Here is a 16447-nt window from a genome sequence, read left to right on the forward strand (position 1 = left end):
CCGCCGCCGCGGCCGCGCCCCGGCAATGTTCCCGTACGTGTTCATCGCCCCGCGGCTCCGCCCCCCACGGGACCACTTTTCCCCACCCCGTGTCGGGGGGGGGGGGGCGGGGGGCCCTAGAAGGCCCCGCGCCCCGAGAAACCACTAGGTGGTCCGGCGCCTGCGCGCGCCCGGCCGCCGCTCGCTGGGCCGCGTGACCGGGTCGCCCGCCTCCAGTGCCGCCGCCCGGCGCCGCAGCCCGAAGTCCGCGAGCGCCTCGGCGAGCTTGTGCACCGACGGCTCCGGCGAGAGGACGTCGACCCGCAGGCCGTGCTCCTCCGCCGTCTTCGCGGTCGCCGGCCCGATGCAGGCGATGACGGTCACGTTGTGCGGCTTCCCGGCGATGCCCACCAGGTTCCGTACCGTCGACGACGACGTGAAGAGCACCGCGTCGAAGCCACCGCCCTTGATGGCCTCACGCGTGTCCGCCGGCGGCGGCGAGGCGCGCACCGTCCGGTAGGCGGTGACGTCGTCGACCTCCCAGCCGAGCTCGATGAGCCCGGCGACGAGCGTCTCGGTGGCGATGTCGGCCCGGGGCAGGAACACCCGGTCGATCGGGTCGAAGACCGGGTCGTAGGGCGGCCAGTCCTCAAGAAGACCGGCAGCGCTCTGCTCACCGCTCGGCACGAGGTCCGGCTTCACACCGAAGTCGACCAGCGCCGCGGCCGTCTGCTCGCCCACCGCCGCGACCTTGATGCCGGCGAAGGCCCGGGCGTCGAGCCCGTACTCCTCGAACTTCTCCCGTACCGCCTTCACGGCGTTCACGCTGGTGAAGGCGATCCACTCGTACCGTCCGGTCACCAGACCCTTGACGGCCCGCTCCATCTGCTGCGGCGTCCGCGGCGGCTCGACGGCGATCGTCGGGACCTCGTGCGGCACCGCGCCATAGCTGCGCAGCTGGTCGGAGAGCGACGCGGCCTGCTCCTTGGTGCGCGGCACGAGCACCCGCCAGCCGAAGAGCGGCTTGGACTCGAACCACGCCAGCTGGTCGCGCTGCGCCGGGGCGCTGCGCTCGCCGACCACGGCTATGACCGGCCGGTGGCCCTCGGGCGAGGGGAGCACCTTGCCCTGCTTGAAGACCTGGGCGATGGTGCCGAGCGTCGCGGTCCAGGTCCGCTGCCGGGTCGTGGTGCCGCCGATGGTCACGGTGAGCGGGGTGTCCGGCTTACGGCCAGCCGCCACCAGTTCACCGGCCGCCGCCGCCACCGCGTCCAGGGACGTGGACACGACGACGGTGCCGTCGGAGGCGCCGACCTCGGTCCAGCAGCGGTCGTCGGCGGTACGGGCGTCCACGAACCGCACGTCGGTGCCCTGCGCGTCGCGCAGCGGGACACCGGCGTAGGCGGGGACGCCGACGGCCGTGGCGACGCCGGGCACGACCTCGAAGGGGATGCCCTCGGCGGCGCAGGCGAGCATCTCCGCGCCTGCGTTTCCGTCGAGGCCGGGGTCGCCGGTCACCGCACGGACGACCCGCTTGCCGCCGCGTGCGGCCTCCATGACAAGATTGGTCGCATCCCTCAACACGGGGACTCCGGCGGTTGTTGACGCCTCGTCAACAACGGTCAGCTCAGGCGTGCTCACCCCCGCGCGCGCATGACAGCGGACTACTTCGAGCACCTCGGGCTCGGCGATCAGGACGTCCGCGCCGGCGAGGGCTTCGACGGCCCGGAGTGTCAGCAGTCCGGGGTCGCCGGGTCCGGCGCCGAGGAAGGTGACGCTCCCGTGTCCGAAGACGGCCGCGGGCGCGGGGCTGGTGGTCGGGCTGGTGGGGCTCAAAGTGCTCGCTCCCCCATAAGACCGGCCGCACCCTTGGCGAGCATCTCGTCCGCGAGTTCGCGTCCGAGCGCCATCGCCTCGTCGTGCGACGCGGGTACGGGACCGGTGGTGGACAGCTGCACCAGCGTCGAGCCGTCGGTGGTACCGACGACGCCACGCAGGCGCATTTCGTTGACAATCTGCCCGCGGCCGGAATCCTCGGCCAGCAGGTCGGCCAGCGCACCGACGGGTGCGGAGCAGCCGGCCTCCAGGGCGGCGAGCAGGGAACGCTCGGCGGTCACGGCGGCCCGGGTGAGCGGGTCGTCGAGAGCGGCGAGCGCGGCGACGAGGCCGGCGTCGGACGCCAGGCACTCGATCGCCAGGGCCCCCTGGCCGGGGGCGGGCAGGACGGAGTCGACCGACAGGTGGTCGAGCGACAGGGAGCCGGTGAGCTCCGCCGTCCCGCCGATGCGGTTGAGGCCGGCCGCGGCGAGAACCACCGCGTCCAGGTCTCCACTGCGTACGTATCCGACGCGGGTGTCGATGTTCCCGCGGATCGGCACGGTCTCGATGGTCAGCCCGTGGCTGCGCGCGTACGCGTTGAGCTGGGCCATGCGGCGCGGCGAACCGGTGCCGATCCGGGCGCCCGAGGGCAGCCGGTCGAGCGTCAGTCCTTCGCGGGTGACGAGGACGTCGCGCGGGTCCTCGCGCTCGGGGATCGCGGCCAGCACCAGGTCGGGGTGCTGGGCGGTCGGCAGGTCCTTCAGGGAGTGGACGGCGAAGTCCACCTCGCCGGCCAGGAGCGCGTCGCGCAGGGCGGCGACGAAGACGCCCGTGCCGCCGATCTGCGCGAGGTGCTCACGGGAGACGTCCCCGTACGTCGTGATCTCCACGAGCTCGACGGACCGGCCGGTCGCCCGCCTGACGGCGTCGGCCACCTGCCCGGACTGGGCCATGGCGAGCTTGCTGCGCCTGGTCCCGAGCCTCAGTGCCCTCTCGGTCATACTCGCCCTCGGTTCTTGACGTCGGCGTCATTCAGGTCGGCCCGGGAGACGGAGGCGACCGTCTCCGGGTCGAGGTCGAAGAGTGTCCGCAGCGCGTCGGCGTACCCGGCGCCGCCGGGCTCGCTGGCCAGCTGCTTGACCCGCACGGTCGGCGCGTGCAGGAGCTTGTCGACCACCCGGCGCACGGTCTGGGTGATCTCGGCGCGCTGCTTGTCGTCGAGGTCGGGCAGGCGCCCTTCCAGCCGGGCGACCTCACCGGCGACGACGTCGGCGGCCATGGTGCGCAGCGCGACGACGGTCGGGGTGATGTGCGCGGCGCGCTGGGCGGCGCCGAAGGCGGCCACCTCGTCGGCGACGATGGAGCGGACCTGGTCGACGTCGGCGGCCATGGGCGCGTCGGCGGAGGCATCGGCGAGCGACTCGATGTCGACGAGCCGTACGCCGGGCGTGCGGTGGACGGCGGCGTCGATGTCGCGGGGCATGGCGAGGTCGAGCAGGGCGAGCGGCGCGGTGCGGCCGGCCATCGCGGTCTCGACGGCGTCGCCGGTCAGGACGAGTCCGGTGGCGCCGGTGCAGGAGACGACGACGTCGGCACGTGTCAGTTCGTCGCCGACGGCAACCATCTCGACCGCCCGGGCGGCCACGCCCGTGCCTCCGGGCTCGGTGAGGATCTGCACCAGCCGGTCGGCGCGTGCGGCCGTACGGTTGGCGATCACGATCTCGGAGACCCCGGCGCGCGCGAGGGTGGCGGCGGCCAGGGAGGACATCGAACCGGCTCCGATGACGAGCGCGCGCTTGCCCTTCGCCCAGCTGTCGACGTCCGTGCCGTCGGCGAGCTGTTCCAGGCCGAAGGTGACGAGCGACTGCCCGGCCCGGTCGATCCCGGTCTCGCTGTGGGCGCGCTTGCCGACCCGCAGCGCCTGCTGGAACAGGTCGTTGAGGAGCCGTCCCGCGGTGTGCAGGTCCTGGCCGAGGGCGAGGGCGTCCTTGATCTGGCCGAGGATCTGGCCCTCGCCGACGACCATGGAGTCGAGCCCGCAGGCCACCGAGAAGAGGTGGTGGACGGCCCGGTCCTCGTAGTGCACGTACAGATAAGGAGTGAGCTCTTCGAGCCCGACGCCGCTGTGCTGGGCGAGGAGCGTGGACAGCTCGGCGACACCGGCGTGGAACTTGTCCACGTCGGCGTAGAGCTCGATGCGGTTGCAGGTGGCGAGGACGGCGCCCTCGGCGGCCGGTTCGGCGGCGAGGGTGTCCTGCAGCAGCTTGGCCTGGGTGTCCGCGGCGAGCGAGGCCCGCTCCAGCACGCTGACCGGGGCGCTGCGGTGGCTGAGGCCGACGACGAGGAGGCTCATGCCGGCATCACGGCGGGGACGTCCCCGTCGGGTCCCTTGCGACCGGTGGGCTTGGGCTGCGGCTCGCCGGCGGTGGAGAGGGGAACGGGCGGCGCGGCCACGGCGGCGGCCTCGTTCTCGGCCTCCTCGCCGGCCTTGCGCTGCTCGTGGAAGGCGAGGATCTGCAGCTCGATGGAGAGGTCGACCTTCCGCACGTCCACGCCGTCGGGCACGGAGAGCACGGTCGGGGCGAAGTTCAGGATGGAGGTGACCCCGGCGGCCACGAGCCGGTCGCAGACCTGCTGGGCGGCGCCGGCGGGCGTGGAGATGACGCCGATGGAGACACCCTGGTCCGAGATGATCTTCTCCAGCTCGTCGGTGTGCTGGACGGGGATCCCGGCGACCGGCGTACCGGCCATGGCGGGGTCGGCGTCGATCAGCGCGGCGACCCGGAAGCCTCGGGAGGCGAATCCGCCGTAGTTGGCGAGGGCCGCGCCGAGGTTACCGATACCGACGATGACGACGGGCCAGTCCTGCGTCAGACCGAGCTCACGGGAGATCTGGTAGACGAGGTACTCGACGTCGTAGCCGACACCGCGCGTCCCGTAGGAGCCGAGGTAGCTGAAGTCCTTGCGCAGCTTCGCGGAGTTGACGCCCGCCGCCGCGGCGAGCTCCTCGGAGGAGACCGTGGGTACGGAGCGCTCCGACAGTGCGGTGAGCGCACGCAGATACAGCGGAAGCCGGGCGACGGTGGCCTCGGGAATTCCTCGGCTACGGGTCGCCGGTCGGTGAGTTCGGCCAGTTGCCACGGTGCTCCTGCGGGATGAGCGGGGCTGCAGGCGGCCGTGTGTCCCAAGACCGCCCCGTCGAATGCAGGCTATGTCTTTGTGAACGCGTGCACAAAGATGGTGTCCGTTTTGTCCGGCCAAAGTGACCGGGGTCACGCGACCGGTTCGCGCCAGGACGGAACCATGGAGCGCGTCAGCCCGTTGAGTACCCGAAGGGGGCAAAACCGTACACTCTCCTCGCGATCCCGCCCCCGAAACCCAACAAAACGTCCTTGATGGTAGCCGTCTTCGCGTCAAGCACCCAGTTCACGCCGGAGCCGCCCGGCGTCCACACGCCAGAAGGTGTGCTGCTCGCCGTCGACCAGGACCACCGGAATCTGCTCCCAGTACGCCCGGTACAGCTCCTCGTCCTGGGTGATGTCCTTCTCCTCCCAGCGCGCCCCGGTCTCCGCGCAGACCGTTTCGATCACGGCCCGGGCGTCGTCGCAGAGATGACAGCCCGGCTTGCCGATCAGCGTCACCGTGCGCGCGGCGGCGTCGGGAGCGGCGGGGGTGTTCTTCTTCGCTCGTCCAAACATGCCGTCCATTCTGCGCCGCGCCCGGCGCCGACCCCGGCCGACAGAGTCACGCCCCCTGCATCCAGCTTGCCCCCATTGTCCCGTTTAACAGGAGAGTCGCGGAGTGTTCACGCCCCGGCATCCCGACAGGTCGGGAAGTACCGAACAGACTGGCTATGCTCACGACATGGCCGCACTGGGATGGCTCACCCCCCGTAGGCGCTCCGCCACCGCGCGCAGCGTTCTGGCAGGCGAGGCCGCCGCCGAGGCGGCGCGGAAGACGTCGCAGCAGCTCGAAGCGGAACGGGAGGCCGCGGCCCCCGAGAAGCCGGCGGAGCCGGAGTTCCCCGTCGTGGGCGACGCCGAGGCCGCCGCGTTCTTCGACCTCGACAACACCGTGATGCAGGGCGCCGCGATCTTCCACTTCGGCCGCGGGCTCTACAAGCGGAAGTTCTTCCAGCGCCGCGAACTGGCCCGGTTCGCCTGGCAGCAGGCCTGGTTCCGGCTCGCCGGCGTCGAGGACCCCGAGCACATGCAGGACGCCCGCGACAGTGCCCTGTCCATCGTCAAGGGCCACCGCGTCTCCGAGCTGATGTCCATCGGCGAGGAGATCTACGACGAGTACATGGCCGACCGCATCTGGCCCGGCACCCGCGCGCTCGCCCAGGCCCACCTCGACGCCGGCCAGAAGGTCTGGCTCGTCACCGCCGCGCCCGTCGAGACGGCCACGATCATCGCCCGGCGCCTCGGCCTGACCGGCGCGCTCGGCACGGTCGCCGAGTCCGTCGACGGCGTCTACACCGGCAAGCTCGTCGGCGAGCCCCTGCACGGACCGGCCAAGGCGGAGGCCGTGCGCGCGCTGGCCGCGGCCGAGGGCCTGGACCTCAACCGCTGCGCGGCCTACAGCGACTCGCACAACGACATCCCCATGCTCTCGCTGGTCGGGCATCCGTACGCCATCAACCCGGACACCAAGCTGCGCAAGCACGCCAAGGCTCGTGACTGGCGGCTGCGTGACTACCGGACCGGCCGCAAGGCCGCCAAGGTCGGCATCCCGGCCGCCGCGGGCGTCGGCGCGCTGGCGGGCGGCACGGCCGCCGCGGTCGCCCTGCACCGCCGCCGCCGCTGAACCGGCCGCCGCCCGGCCGCCGCCCCGGCCCCCCGCGCGGCGGGACACTGCCGATACGTTTCGGCTGCGATCATCTGCGACAACCCGGGACCAACCGGCCTCACCCGTCCGTGGTCGAACACGACCGCACACGTCGACTCGGGCGCATTCGCGGCTCCTTACCCCGCAGCGGGGCCGATCACTCCACGCCTTAGCACTTGAGCACAACAGAGCGTGCGCGCAGTCACACTCGGAAGCAATCCGGTCAACAACCGATCACGAAGCGCGATCGATCCCGCCCACAAGCAGTAACAGATACGACGGAATCGATGATTTGAGCAACTGGGTGTAGCGCTGCCTGTACGAAGCGTTATTCTCCTCAGACGCACAACGGAACCCACACGTCGCCACGACGAGTGAACGGTCCCGCACTGCACGTGATGGAAGCTCTGCCTCTGGGAGTCCCGTGTACCCACACGTCGGGGTTGACGCCTCGGGCCTGGCTACGCTGCGCGCAACGGTCCTCGACCAGTTGCGCGGCTTCGTCCCCACCGCGTACGCCGGCCCTGTCCCCGCCTTTGCCTTCGCCGCACCGGCACCCGCCGGTCCCTGCTATGCCCTCGCCGAGAGCGGAGCCGCTGTCGGCAGAAGGGGCAGCCGCGGCGGCACCGGAACCTCGACCGCCGCCCGCCGCCCCACCGCCGACAGCGACAGCGCGCGCATGATGGACCTCGTCGAGCGCGCCCAGGCCGGTGAGGCCGAGGCCTTCGGCCGGCTGTACGACCAGTACAGCGACACCGTCTACCGCTACATCTACTACCGCGTCGGCGGGAAGGCGACGGCCGAGGACCTCACCAGTGAGACGTTCCTGCGCGCCCTGCGCCGGATCTCCACCTTCACCTGGCAGGGCCGCGACTTCGGCGCCTGGCTGGTGACGATCGCCCGCAACCTGGTCGCCGACCACTTCAAGTCCAGCCGCTTCCGGCTGGAGGTCACCACCGGCGAGATGCTCGACGCCAACGAGGTCGAGCGCAGCCCGGAGGACTCGGTCCTGGAGTCCCTCTCCAACGCCGCGCTCCTCGACGCCGTCCGCCGGCTCAACCCCCAGCAGCAGGAGTGCGTGACGCTGCGCTTCCTGCAGGGCCTCTCCGTCGCCGAGACGGCCCGGGTCATGGGCAAGAACGAGGGTGCGATCAAGACCCTCCAGTACCGGGCCGTGCGCACCCTGGCGCGCCTGCTCCCGGACGACGCCCGCTGACCGCTTCGCGCCCCCACACGCGCCCCCCACCGACCGCGTCGCGCCCCCTCACCCACCCCTCCCCACATGTCCCCCGACCCCCCGCCCAACTCACAGTCGGTGACGCCTCGATGACGCACTGGTCCGATCATCTTTCGCGCGTAACCCAAGTGCCGCGCCGCTCGTTGTGCGGGATGCAGGCTCCCTGCGGTCACGCCATGTCCACAGCCACTCACTCGTTCGTGTGGATGTGCTCAAGGTGTGCAACCTTCCGGACACCCCGGGGAGTCGACCGTCATGACGAGAGGAGGTGCCGCCAGTGATCGCGAACGTATCGGCGCACCGGCGGGCGAACGCCTTCGCCCAGGCCCTGGATGACCGGACGCCCGAGGACGCGGCGGCCGAGCAGCCCGAGGTCTCGGCCGAACCGTCCGAACAGGGGCGGCTGTTGGCCCTGGCGAACGGACTCGGCGAGCTGCCGAAGCCGGAGATGGACCCCGAGGTCAAGGTGGTGCAACGAGCCCAGCTCGTCGCCGCCATGGAAGCGATGCTCGCGGAGGGGAGCGCAGCAGCGGGCCCTACGGTGCCCGAGCAGCGGACATCGAGCGGGCGGGGTACCCACCGGGCCTCCCCGCTCCGGAAATTGCGCCCCCGCTCCCGCTGGTCGAAGGGCATCGCCGCGGGCGGCCTCACGGTCGGTGTGGCCGCGGGTGCTTTCAGCGGTGTGGCCGCTGCGAGTTCCGACGCCCTACCCGGTGACTCGCTCTACGGGCTGAAGCGCGGCATGGAAGACATCAAGCTCGGCATGGCCGACGACGACGCCGACCGGGGCGGGATCTACCTGGACCAGGCGTCGACCCGGCTCAGCGAGGCCCGCAGACTCATGGAACGCGGACGCGCGGGCGCCCTCGACCACGAGTCGCTGAGCGAGATCCGACGCGTCCTCGGCGGCATGAAGCACGACGCCTCCGAGGGCCACCGGCTGCTGCGCCAGGCGTACGAACGGGACGGCGAGATCGGCCCGATGGCCCGGCTCAACTCCTTCGCGCAAGCTCACCGCTCGACCTGGATCGGCCTGCGCGACCGCCTGCCGGTCCAGCTCAGCGACGTCGGAAACGAGGTGAACGACGTCTTCGTCGCCATAGACGAAGAGGTCGAGCCGCTCCAGGGCATGCTCCCGCGCACCCCGGAGAAGGGCGCCGTCGACAGCGGCGGCGCCGAGACCCCGCAGGGCCCGCCGCGTACGCACACCCAGCGTCCGCCGTCCTCCCCCGCCGCCCCCACCAAGGGCGGCGAAGGCTCCACCCGGCCCCAGCCCTCGGGCAGCGGCACGGGCACGGGCACCCCGGAGAGCGACGGCCTGCTCGGCGGCAACACCGGCGGACTCCTCGACAACACGCCGACGGGCGGCACCCTCCCGACTCCCTCGGGAATCCAGCCGACGCCGCCCATGCCGGACGTCGAGCTGCCGCCGCTGCTCCCGGGCCTGCTCCCGGGCCTCGGCATCGACAGCGAGGACGCCCGCTAGGACGACGGTGGGGCGCCCCCTCTTCGAAAGGGGGCGCCCCACCGTCGTGCGTACGGTCGTCAGGTCGGCCGGTCAGAAGAACACGGACCGCCGCTGCACCAGGAGCTTGTAGAGGGTGTGCTGGATCTGCTCACGGACCTGGTCCGTCAGGTTGAACATGAGCATCGGGTCCTCCGCCGCCTCCGGCGAATAGCCGTCCGTCGGGATCGGCTCGCCGAACTGGATCGTCCACTTCGTCGGCAACGGCACCGCGCCCAGCGGCCCCAGCCACGGAAACGTCGGCGTGAGCGGGAAGTACGGGAAGCCCAGCACCCGCGCCAGCGTCTTCGCGTTGCCGAGCATCGGGTAGATCTCCTCCGCGCCCACGATCGAGCACGGCACGATCGGCACCCCGGCCCGCAGCGCCGTCGACACGAACCCGCCCCGGCCGAAGCGCTGGAGCTTGTACCGCTCGCTGAACGGCTTCCCGATGCCCTTGAAGCCCTCCGGCATCACGCCCACGATCTCCCCGGCCCGCAGCAGCCGCTCCGCGTCCTCCGCGCACGCCAGCGTGTGCCCGGCCTTGCGGGCCAGCTCGTTGACGACCGGCAGCATGAAGACCAGATCCGCCGCGAGCAGCCGCAGATGACGGCCCGCCGGATGGTTGTCGTGGACGGCGACCTGCATCATCAGACCGTCCAGCGGCAGCGTCCCGGAATGGTTCGCCACCACCAGGGCGCCGCCCTCGGCGGGGATGTTCTCCACACCCTTCACGTCCACCCGGAAGTACTTCTCCGCCAGCGGCCGCACGAGCGACATCAGGACCTGGTCGGTGAGCTCCTTGTCGTAACCGAACTCGTCGACCTCGTACTCACCCGTCACCCGCCGCCGCAGGAACGCGAGACCGCCCGCGAGCCGCCGCTCCCACCCGTCCCGGCGCCCCTCGGAGCCCGGCTCCCGCCCCGCTCCGGCCTCCGGACCGGCCGGGCCCTCCAGGCCGTCCACGGCCTCCAGGTGCTCCGCCGCCCCTGCGGCTCGGGGGCCGTCCTGGCCCTCCTCCGGCCCGTGCTGCCCCGGCAGAGCCCGTACGGCGGCGTCCCGGGCCGCCCTGCCGGGCCGCCGGCGCGTCCGGGAACGGTCGTCGTCGAACGGAATGACCTTGGCGTCCGCCATCGTTACCTGGGCTCCTTCTGATCCAGCCGGGCAGCGACCCGGTCCACGGCACCCGCGAGCTTCTCGGGCGGCAGCAGCCCCGGCCTCCGGCTGCGCACGAAGTCCGCGAACGTCTCCGCCGTCGTGTACCGAGGGCTGAAACCGAGCGTCTCGCGCATCTGGACCGTGGAGACCACCCGACCATGCGTCAGGAGCCGGATCTGCTCCGGCGAGAAGTCGGTCACCCCGACCGTCCGCAGCGCCGAACCCACCCACGTGACCGCCGGCAGCAGCACCGGCACCGTCGGCCGCCCGAGCCGCCGCGCGCACTGCGAGAGCAGCAGCACACCGTCCCCGGCCACGTTGAACGTGCCGCTGTTCAGCGTCGCGCGGCGCGGCTCGCCCGAAGCCAGCTCCAGGACGTCGATCACATCGTCCTCGTGGACGAACTGCAGCCTCGGGTCGTAGCCGAAGACGGTCGGCATGACCGGCAGCGACAGATACTCGGCGAGCGGGGAATCCACCCGCGGCCCCAGGATGTTCGCGAACCTCAGCACGCACACCGCGACATCCGGTCGGCGCCGGGCGAATCCCCTCACGTACCCCTCGACCTCGACGGCGTCCTTGGCGAAGCCACCGCTCGGCAGCGACTTCGGCGGGGTCGTCTCGGTGAACACGGCCGGGTCCCGGGGAGCGGAGCCGTAGACGCTCGTACTGGACTTGATCACCAGGCGCCGGATCCGCGGCGACTTCTGGCAGGCGCCCAGCAGCTGCATGGTGCCGATGACGTTGGTCTCCTTGATGGACGTACGGCCCCCGGCGCCCAGCGCGATACCGGTCACGTCCATGTGGACCACCGTGTCCACCTCGTGCTCCGCGAGCACCTTGGCGATGGCGGGCTGGCGGATGTCCGCCCGTACGAAGGCGGCACCGCCGAGGTCGTGCGTCGGCGCGACCGCGTCGACGGCGACCACCCGCTCCACCTCGGGGTCCCGCTGGAGACGCCGCACGAAACGGCCTCCGAGGTGCCGGGCCGCACCGGTGACGAGCACGACCTTGCCCAAGATCAGCGCCTTCCGTCGGTTCTTCCGTCGGTACGGGCCCCCGGAGTCTTCCGCACGGGCCCTGTGCGCCACCGTAGCGCCTCGGTGTTGCGCTGCGATGACCGCCGTGGGCAACCGGTGGAACCCGACCGGAAAGCCCCACAAAAAAGCGTGACCCCTCACCGATTCCGGTGGGGGGTCACGCTCGACGCACAAACAGCCGTCGTTACAGCCGTCGCTTACTTCTTGTTGCGACGCTGAACGCGGGTGCGCTTGAGCAGCTTGCGGTGCTTCTTCTTGGCCATCCGCTTGCGCCGCTTCTTGATAACAGAGCCCACGACTACCCTCGCTCACTTCTTCTCACTCGGTGCGGGGCGTCTGGGCCCACACGACCTACGTCGGCCTAGCCTACCCGGCAGAGCGCCCAGCTTGTAATCCGAGGGTTTCGAGGGCTCCCGGCTAAGCCGTCTCCACCCCCACGAAGGACTCCCTGAGGTACTCGTGAACCGCCTGTTCCGGGACCCGGAAGGACCTGCCCACCCGAATCGCCGGCAGATGACCGCTGTGCACCAAGCGGTACACGGTCATCTTCGACACACGCATCACCGAGGCAACTTCCGCCACGGTAAGAAACTTGACCTCGTTGAGAGGCCTATCGCCAGCAGCCATGACCCACCTGTACCTTCCGCACACGACGCCCACCGGCTTCCCCTCCGGTGACCCTGCGTCGCTGTGCGCTCACGCTCCAGACTAGGGGCGTGTGGTACGAGTGGGGAAGAGGAGCAGCCATCGGCCGTTTACCGTGACAGACACGCTCGATTGAGTACATAGCGCGTGAGCGGCCGGTAGTGATCCGAGGGCACCGCGTCGTCAAGCGGAACGGCCACGGAGACCTGCCCCTCGGCCTCCCCGACAAACAGCGCGGGATCGTCCGTATCCGCGAGCCCGATGGCCTCGATACCCAGCTGACCTGCTCCGCAGACCCATCCGTGGTCCCCCACGACAAGTTCCGGAAGCGGCCAGCCACCCTCCACGACCCCCTCCAGGGCGGCCCTAACCGGCAGCGGCGAGTGGGTGTGCGCCCCCGTCTCACGCCCCGTTCCCGACAGACCGGGTTCTCGCACCAGCGCCACACCGCGCGCGTAGTCGAGCACGTACGTACGTAGACCGAACCGGGTCGTTATGTCGATACATCTCCCCTGCGCCGGGGTGAGGACAAGACACCCCACCGCCGACAAGGCGTCTGCGAGCGCTGCGTAGAAACCCAGCAGTCGGTGCGGATGACCGGTCCCGAACAGCACCGGAGCCCGCCGTCCCGCCGCCTCGCCCAACCGCTCGGCGAACGCCTCCAGCGCGCTCAACGTCCGCTCCGGATCGATGACATCGGGCCCCGAGCGATGCTCCGGATCCCCCGAGACCCCGCACTTGTCCGCCATCAGCCGCAGCAAGTCGCCCTCGTCCCAGCCCCATTCGGGATCGAGACCCAGCATCACCCGCGGATCCCGCGCGGCGAAGAGCCGATAGCTCCGCAGGCTCTCCTCCCTCGAGGTCGCCACGGTCCCGGCCAACCTCGCCGCCAACAGATGCGCCCGCAGCGCCCCGGTACTCAGCACCTCTCGATGCTGCCGCAGCGCGCCTGACACCGGGCCAGAACACGGGCGGGACCCCACAGTCGGCGTAACCACGCGATCAAGGCGAGGGTCTCTCCTAGGGGAGCAGCCCCCGCAGCGGGAAGGCCGCCCGTCGCGTCGCCAGCACCGCCTGGTCGAGCCGGTCGGCGGGGTCGTACCCCTCCTCCCACTCGCGCCAGGCCACCGGCCACCGCCCGTCCGTCATCCGCATCGGCCCCGGCTGCCGCGTCCGCGCGTACACCAGGTCCCGCCAGGACGACGGGATCACCGACTCCGGATCGACCTCCGCATGCCCGGCGATCCCCACAAGATGCGTCCACGACCGCGGTACGACATCCACGACCGCGTACCCTCCGCCGCCCAGGGCGACCCACTTGCCGCCGTCCACGTGCGCGTGCGCCAGCTCATGACAGGCCACCTGCACCGCCCGCTGCGCGTCCAGCGACACCGCCAGATGCGCCAGCGGGTCCTCGAAGTGCGTGTCCGCCCCGTGCTGGGTCACCAGGACCTGCGGCCGGAAGTCCGCGATCAGCTCCGGCACGACGGCGTGGAAGGCCCGCAGCCACCCCGCGTCCCCGGTACCCGCGGGCAGCGCCACGTTCACCGCGGACCCCTCGCCGGCCCCCGAGGCACCCGTCTCCTCCGGCCACCCCGTCTGCGGGAACAGCGTCCGCGGGTGCTCGTGCAGGGAGATCGTCAGGACCCGCGGGTCCTCCCAGAACGCCGCCTGCACCCCGTCCCCGTGATGCACGTCCACATCCACGTACGCCACGCGCTCCGCGCCCAGCTCCAGCAGCCGCGCGATCGCCAGGGACGCGTCGTTGTAGATGCAGAACCCGGACGCCGCCCCCGGCATCGCGTGGTGCAGCCCACCCGCGAAGTTCACCGCGTGCGCGGCCTCCCCGCGCCACACCGCCTCCGCCGCCCCGACCGACTGCCCCGCGATCAGCGCGGACGCCTCGTGCATCCCGGAGAACGCCGGATCGTCGACCGTACCGAGCCCGTACGACTGATCGGCGGCCCTCGGGTTCGCGGAGGCGGCCCGCACCGCCGCCACATAGTCCTCGCGGTGGACGAGTCGCAGCGTCGAGTCACCGGCCGGCTTCGCCGCCACCACGTCCACGGCATGGTCGAGCTCGTACGCCCGCACCAGACCCATGGTCAGCGCGAGTCGCACCGGGTCCATCGGGTGCTCGGACCCGAAGTCGTACTGCGTGACAGCTTCATCCCACATCAACAGTGCGCGGCCGCTCATGCCCGCCACCGTATCGGGCCTTGTCCGAACCGAACGACGTGGCATACACCACGGTCACCAGGACCAGCACCATCGGCACGAGCATCGCGCCGCGGTAACTCCAGGCGTCCCCGAGCGCGCCCACCAGCGGTGAGCCGATCAGGAACCCCACGTAGTTGAAGACGTTCAGCCGCGCGACAGCCGCGTCGCTCGCGCCAGGGCCGTGACTTTCGAATGCCTGCCGCCCCGCCGCGGCGAAGGTCTGCGGCACGATCACGCTCAGGCCAAGGCCCAGGACCGTGAACCCGGCCATCCCCACCCAGGCCCCGGGCGCCAGCGCGACGACGGCGAACCCGACCGCCGCGAGCACCGCCCCACCCCGCACGACGGTGGCCGCCCCCAGCCGACGCACCCCGAAGTCCCCCACCGCACGCCCGAGAAGCGTGGTGACCATGTACGCGTTGTACGGCACGGTCGCCAGCTCCTCCGAGCTGCCGAGCACGTCCTGGAGGTACTTGGCGCTCCAGTTCGAGACGGTGGAGTCCCCGATGTACGCGAAGGTCATCACGAGACAGAGCGGCAGCAGCAGCTTGAAGGCGACACCGCCGCCGGCGGCCTTGCTCACCTCGACGGAAGCGGGCGCGGACTCCCCACCGGAGTACCAGCGACTGCCGACAAAGGCCGCGGGCAACAGCAGGCCCACGACGGGCAGATACGACACGAACAGCGGCAGATCCCAGTGCGCCCCGGCCCAGGCCAGCGAGGCGCCCGCGATTCCGCCGAGGCTGTACGCGGCATGGAACCCGAGCATGATGCTCCGCCCGTACGCCCGCTGAAGGCTCACCCCGAGCATGTTCATGGACGCGTCCAGCGCACCGACCGCGAGTCCGAAGACCCCGAGGGCGAGGGCGGCCTGCCACAGTTCCGTCCCCGCCCCGACGGCCAGCAGGCCGAGGAGTACGAGGGGCTGCGCCCACCGCAGCACGACACCCGGCCCCACACGCGCCACGACCTTCTCGGTGGCCACACTGGCCACACCGGCGAGGATCGGCACGGCGGCGAGGAAGACGGGCAGCAGGGCGTCGGAGATCCCGTACCGGTCCTGGATCGCCGGTATTCGGGTCACCAGGAGCGCGAACGTCACTCCCTGCACGAAGAAACTGACCGCCAGGGATCCCCGCCCACGCCGCAACCGCGCATCCGTCATGGCGGCACAGCGTAGGTCCCGGGTCTACCCATGGGTAGATGGATCACAGGCCCAATATCGCCGGGAGTTCGTCCATGCCGCCGAAGAACCCGGTGGCGCCGGCGAGCTTCTCCTCGGACGTCATCGCGGTGAACCCGTACACGTCCATTCCGGCGGCCAGCGCCGCCTGGATCCCGAGCCGACTGTCCTCGACGACCACGCACCGCTCGGGCGCGACCCCCATCCGGGCGGCGGCATGGAGGAACAGATCGGGCGCCGGCTTCCCCCGTCCGACGTCCTCGGCGCTGAAGATGTTCTCGTCCCGGAACCACGCGTCGAGCCCGGTCTTCCGGTGCCCGACCCGGATCCGCTCGTGGGACCCGGAGGAGGCGAGACAGTACGGAACCCCGGCGGCGACGAGCCGCTTCAGCACCTCGGTCGCCCCGGCGACGGCCTCCAACTCCCGCTGGAAGGCGGCGAACGTACGCGCGTGCAGCGTCTCGTCGAAGTCCACCGGCAGCCGCTGTCCGGTCCGCTCCCCGATCAGGTCGTGTACGCGATGCACGGCGGCGCCCATGTAGTCGCGCAGGGAGTCCTCGTAGGAGGTGGGGTGCCCGAGCTCGGTCAGATATCCGGCCAGGATGGTGTTGGCGAGGGGCTCACTGTCGACGAGCACACCGTCGTTGTCGAAGACGACCAGTTCGTAGCGCATCCCCATACGATAGGCGCCCGTAAACGCAGAAAAGCCCCGCACCATAAGGTGCGGGGCTTTCCCACAATGATTGTTCGGCGGCGTCCTACTCTCCCACAGGGTCCCCCCTGCAGTACCATCGGCGCTGAAAGGCTTAGCTTCCGGGTTCGGAATGTAACCGGGC

The 16447-nt window shown here is 71.2% G+C and carries 16 protein-coding genes and 1 rRNA gene; 3 read left to right on the forward strand and 14 right to left on the reverse strand.

The genetic code is table 11. The annotated features are described in order from the left end of the window. Nucleotides 1-144 precede the first annotated feature (144 nt). From ACWF79_RS34040 to ACWF79_RS34060, 5 genes are all read right to left on the reverse strand, one after another. Nucleotides 145-1815: a uroporphyrinogen-III synthase gene (locus ACWF79_RS34040; protein WP_453732045.1), complete on the reverse strand. Its 1671-nt coding sequence runs from the start codon at nt 1813-1815 to the stop codon at nt 145-147. After that, complete coding sequence (gene hemC / locus ACWF79_RS34045; RefSeq protein ID WP_453732046.1) at nt 1812-2798, reverse strand: hydroxymethylbilane synthase; 987 nt, start codon at nt 2796-2798, stop codon at nt 1812-1814. The genes ACWF79_RS34040 and hemC overlap by 4 nt, the downstream gene beginning before the upstream one ends. Then, a complete protein-coding gene (locus ACWF79_RS34050) occupies nt 2795-4150 on the reverse strand; it encodes a glutamyl-tRNA reductase (protein WP_453732047.1) in 1356 nt (451 codons plus the stop codon). The genes hemC and ACWF79_RS34050 overlap by 4 nt, the downstream gene beginning before the upstream one ends. Next, a complete protein-coding gene (locus ACWF79_RS34055) occupies nt 4147-4938 on the reverse strand; it encodes a redox-sensing transcriptional repressor Rex (RefSeq protein WP_453732048.1) in 792 nt (263 codons plus the stop codon). Before ACWF79_RS34055 ends, ACWF79_RS34050 begins: the two co-directional genes overlap by 4 nt. A gap of 272 nt (nt 4939-5210) precedes the next feature. Continuing rightward, a complete protein-coding gene (locus ACWF79_RS34060; RefSeq protein WP_453732049.1) occupies nt 5211-5504 on the reverse strand; it encodes a glutaredoxin family protein in 294 nt (97 codons plus the stop codon). Between the two features lie 157 nt (nt 5505-5661). Here ACWF79_RS34060 and ACWF79_RS34065 point away from each other — a divergent pair, with 157 nt between their 5' ends. The 3 genes from ACWF79_RS34065 to ACWF79_RS34075 all read left to right on the forward strand — a co-directional run bounded on the left by ACWF79_RS34065 (nt 5662) and on the right by ACWF79_RS34075 (nt 9347). Further along, nucleotides 5662-6603 (forward strand): HAD family hydrolase, encoded by a 942-nt coding sequence (locus ACWF79_RS34065; RefSeq protein ID WP_453732050.1) that lies wholly within the window; start codon nt 5662-5664, stop codon nt 6601-6603. A 445-nt stretch (nt 6604-7048) separates the two neighbouring features. Then, nucleotides 7049-7840 (forward strand): ECF subfamily RNA polymerase sigma factor, BldN family, encoded by a 792-nt coding sequence (locus ACWF79_RS34070; protein WP_361964681.1) that lies wholly within the window; start codon nt 7049-7051, stop codon nt 7838-7840. Nucleotides 7841-8138: 298 nt separating this feature from the next. Further along, nucleotides 8139-9347, forward strand: coding sequence for a DUF5667 domain-containing protein (locus ACWF79_RS34075; RefSeq protein WP_453732051.1), 1209 nt, complete (start codon nt 8139-8141; stop codon nt 9345-9347). A 72-nt stretch (nt 9348-9419) separates the two neighbouring features. Here ACWF79_RS34075 and ACWF79_RS34080 read toward each other — a convergent pair whose 3' ends face one another. From ACWF79_RS34080 to rrf, 9 genes are all read right to left on the reverse strand, one after another. Continuing rightward, a complete protein-coding gene (locus tag ACWF79_RS34080; RefSeq protein WP_453732052.1) occupies nt 9420-10499 on the reverse strand; it encodes a lysophospholipid acyltransferase family protein in 1080 nt (359 codons plus the stop codon). Nucleotides 10500-10501: 2 nt separating this feature from the next. Next, entirely contained in the window at nt 10502-11542 is a 1041-nt protein-coding gene (locus ACWF79_RS34085; RefSeq protein WP_453732053.1) for an NAD-dependent epimerase/dehydratase family protein, read from the reverse strand. Between the two features lie 218 nt (nt 11543-11760). After that, entirely contained in the window at nt 11761-11859 is a 99-nt protein-coding gene (locus ACWF79_RS34090; protein ID WP_003948845.1) for a 30S ribosomal protein bS22, read from the reverse strand. Nucleotides 11860-11980: 121 nt separating this feature from the next. Beyond that, a complete protein-coding gene (locus ACWF79_RS34095; RefSeq protein ID WP_158988220.1) occupies nt 11981-12190 on the reverse strand; it encodes a helix-turn-helix domain-containing protein in 210 nt (69 codons plus the stop codon). 128 nt (nt 12191-12318) lie between these two features. After that, complete coding sequence (locus ACWF79_RS34100) at nt 12319-13134, reverse strand: phosphatase (protein WP_453732054.1); 816 nt, start codon at nt 13132-13134, stop codon at nt 12319-12321. Nucleotides 13135-13228: 94 nt separating this feature from the next. Continuing rightward, nucleotides 13229-14407, reverse strand: a complete 1179-nt coding sequence (locus ACWF79_RS34105; protein ID WP_453732055.1) for an acetoin utilization protein AcuC — start codon at nt 14405-14407, stop codon at nt 13229-13231. Continuing rightward, nucleotides 14376-15593 carry an MFS transporter gene (locus ACWF79_RS34110; RefSeq protein WP_453732056.1) on the reverse strand — a complete coding sequence of 406 codons (1218 nt, stop codon included), beginning with the start codon at nt 15591-15593 and terminating at the stop codon, nt 14376-14378. Before ACWF79_RS34110 ends, ACWF79_RS34105 begins: the two co-directional genes overlap by 32 nt. Nucleotides 15594-15636: 43 nt before the next feature. Continuing rightward, on the reverse strand, nt 15637-16284 hold the full coding sequence (locus tag ACWF79_RS34115) for an HAD family hydrolase (RefSeq protein WP_453732057.1): 648 nt from the start codon (nt 16282-16284) through the stop codon (nt 15637-15639). 72 nt (nt 16285-16356) lie between these two features. After that, nucleotides 16357-16447, reverse strand: a 5S ribosomal RNA gene (rrf, locus tag ACWF79_RS34120); the annotation flags it as partial.

It is taken from the genome of Streptomyces sp. NPDC054975 (genome assembly GCF_053609105.1).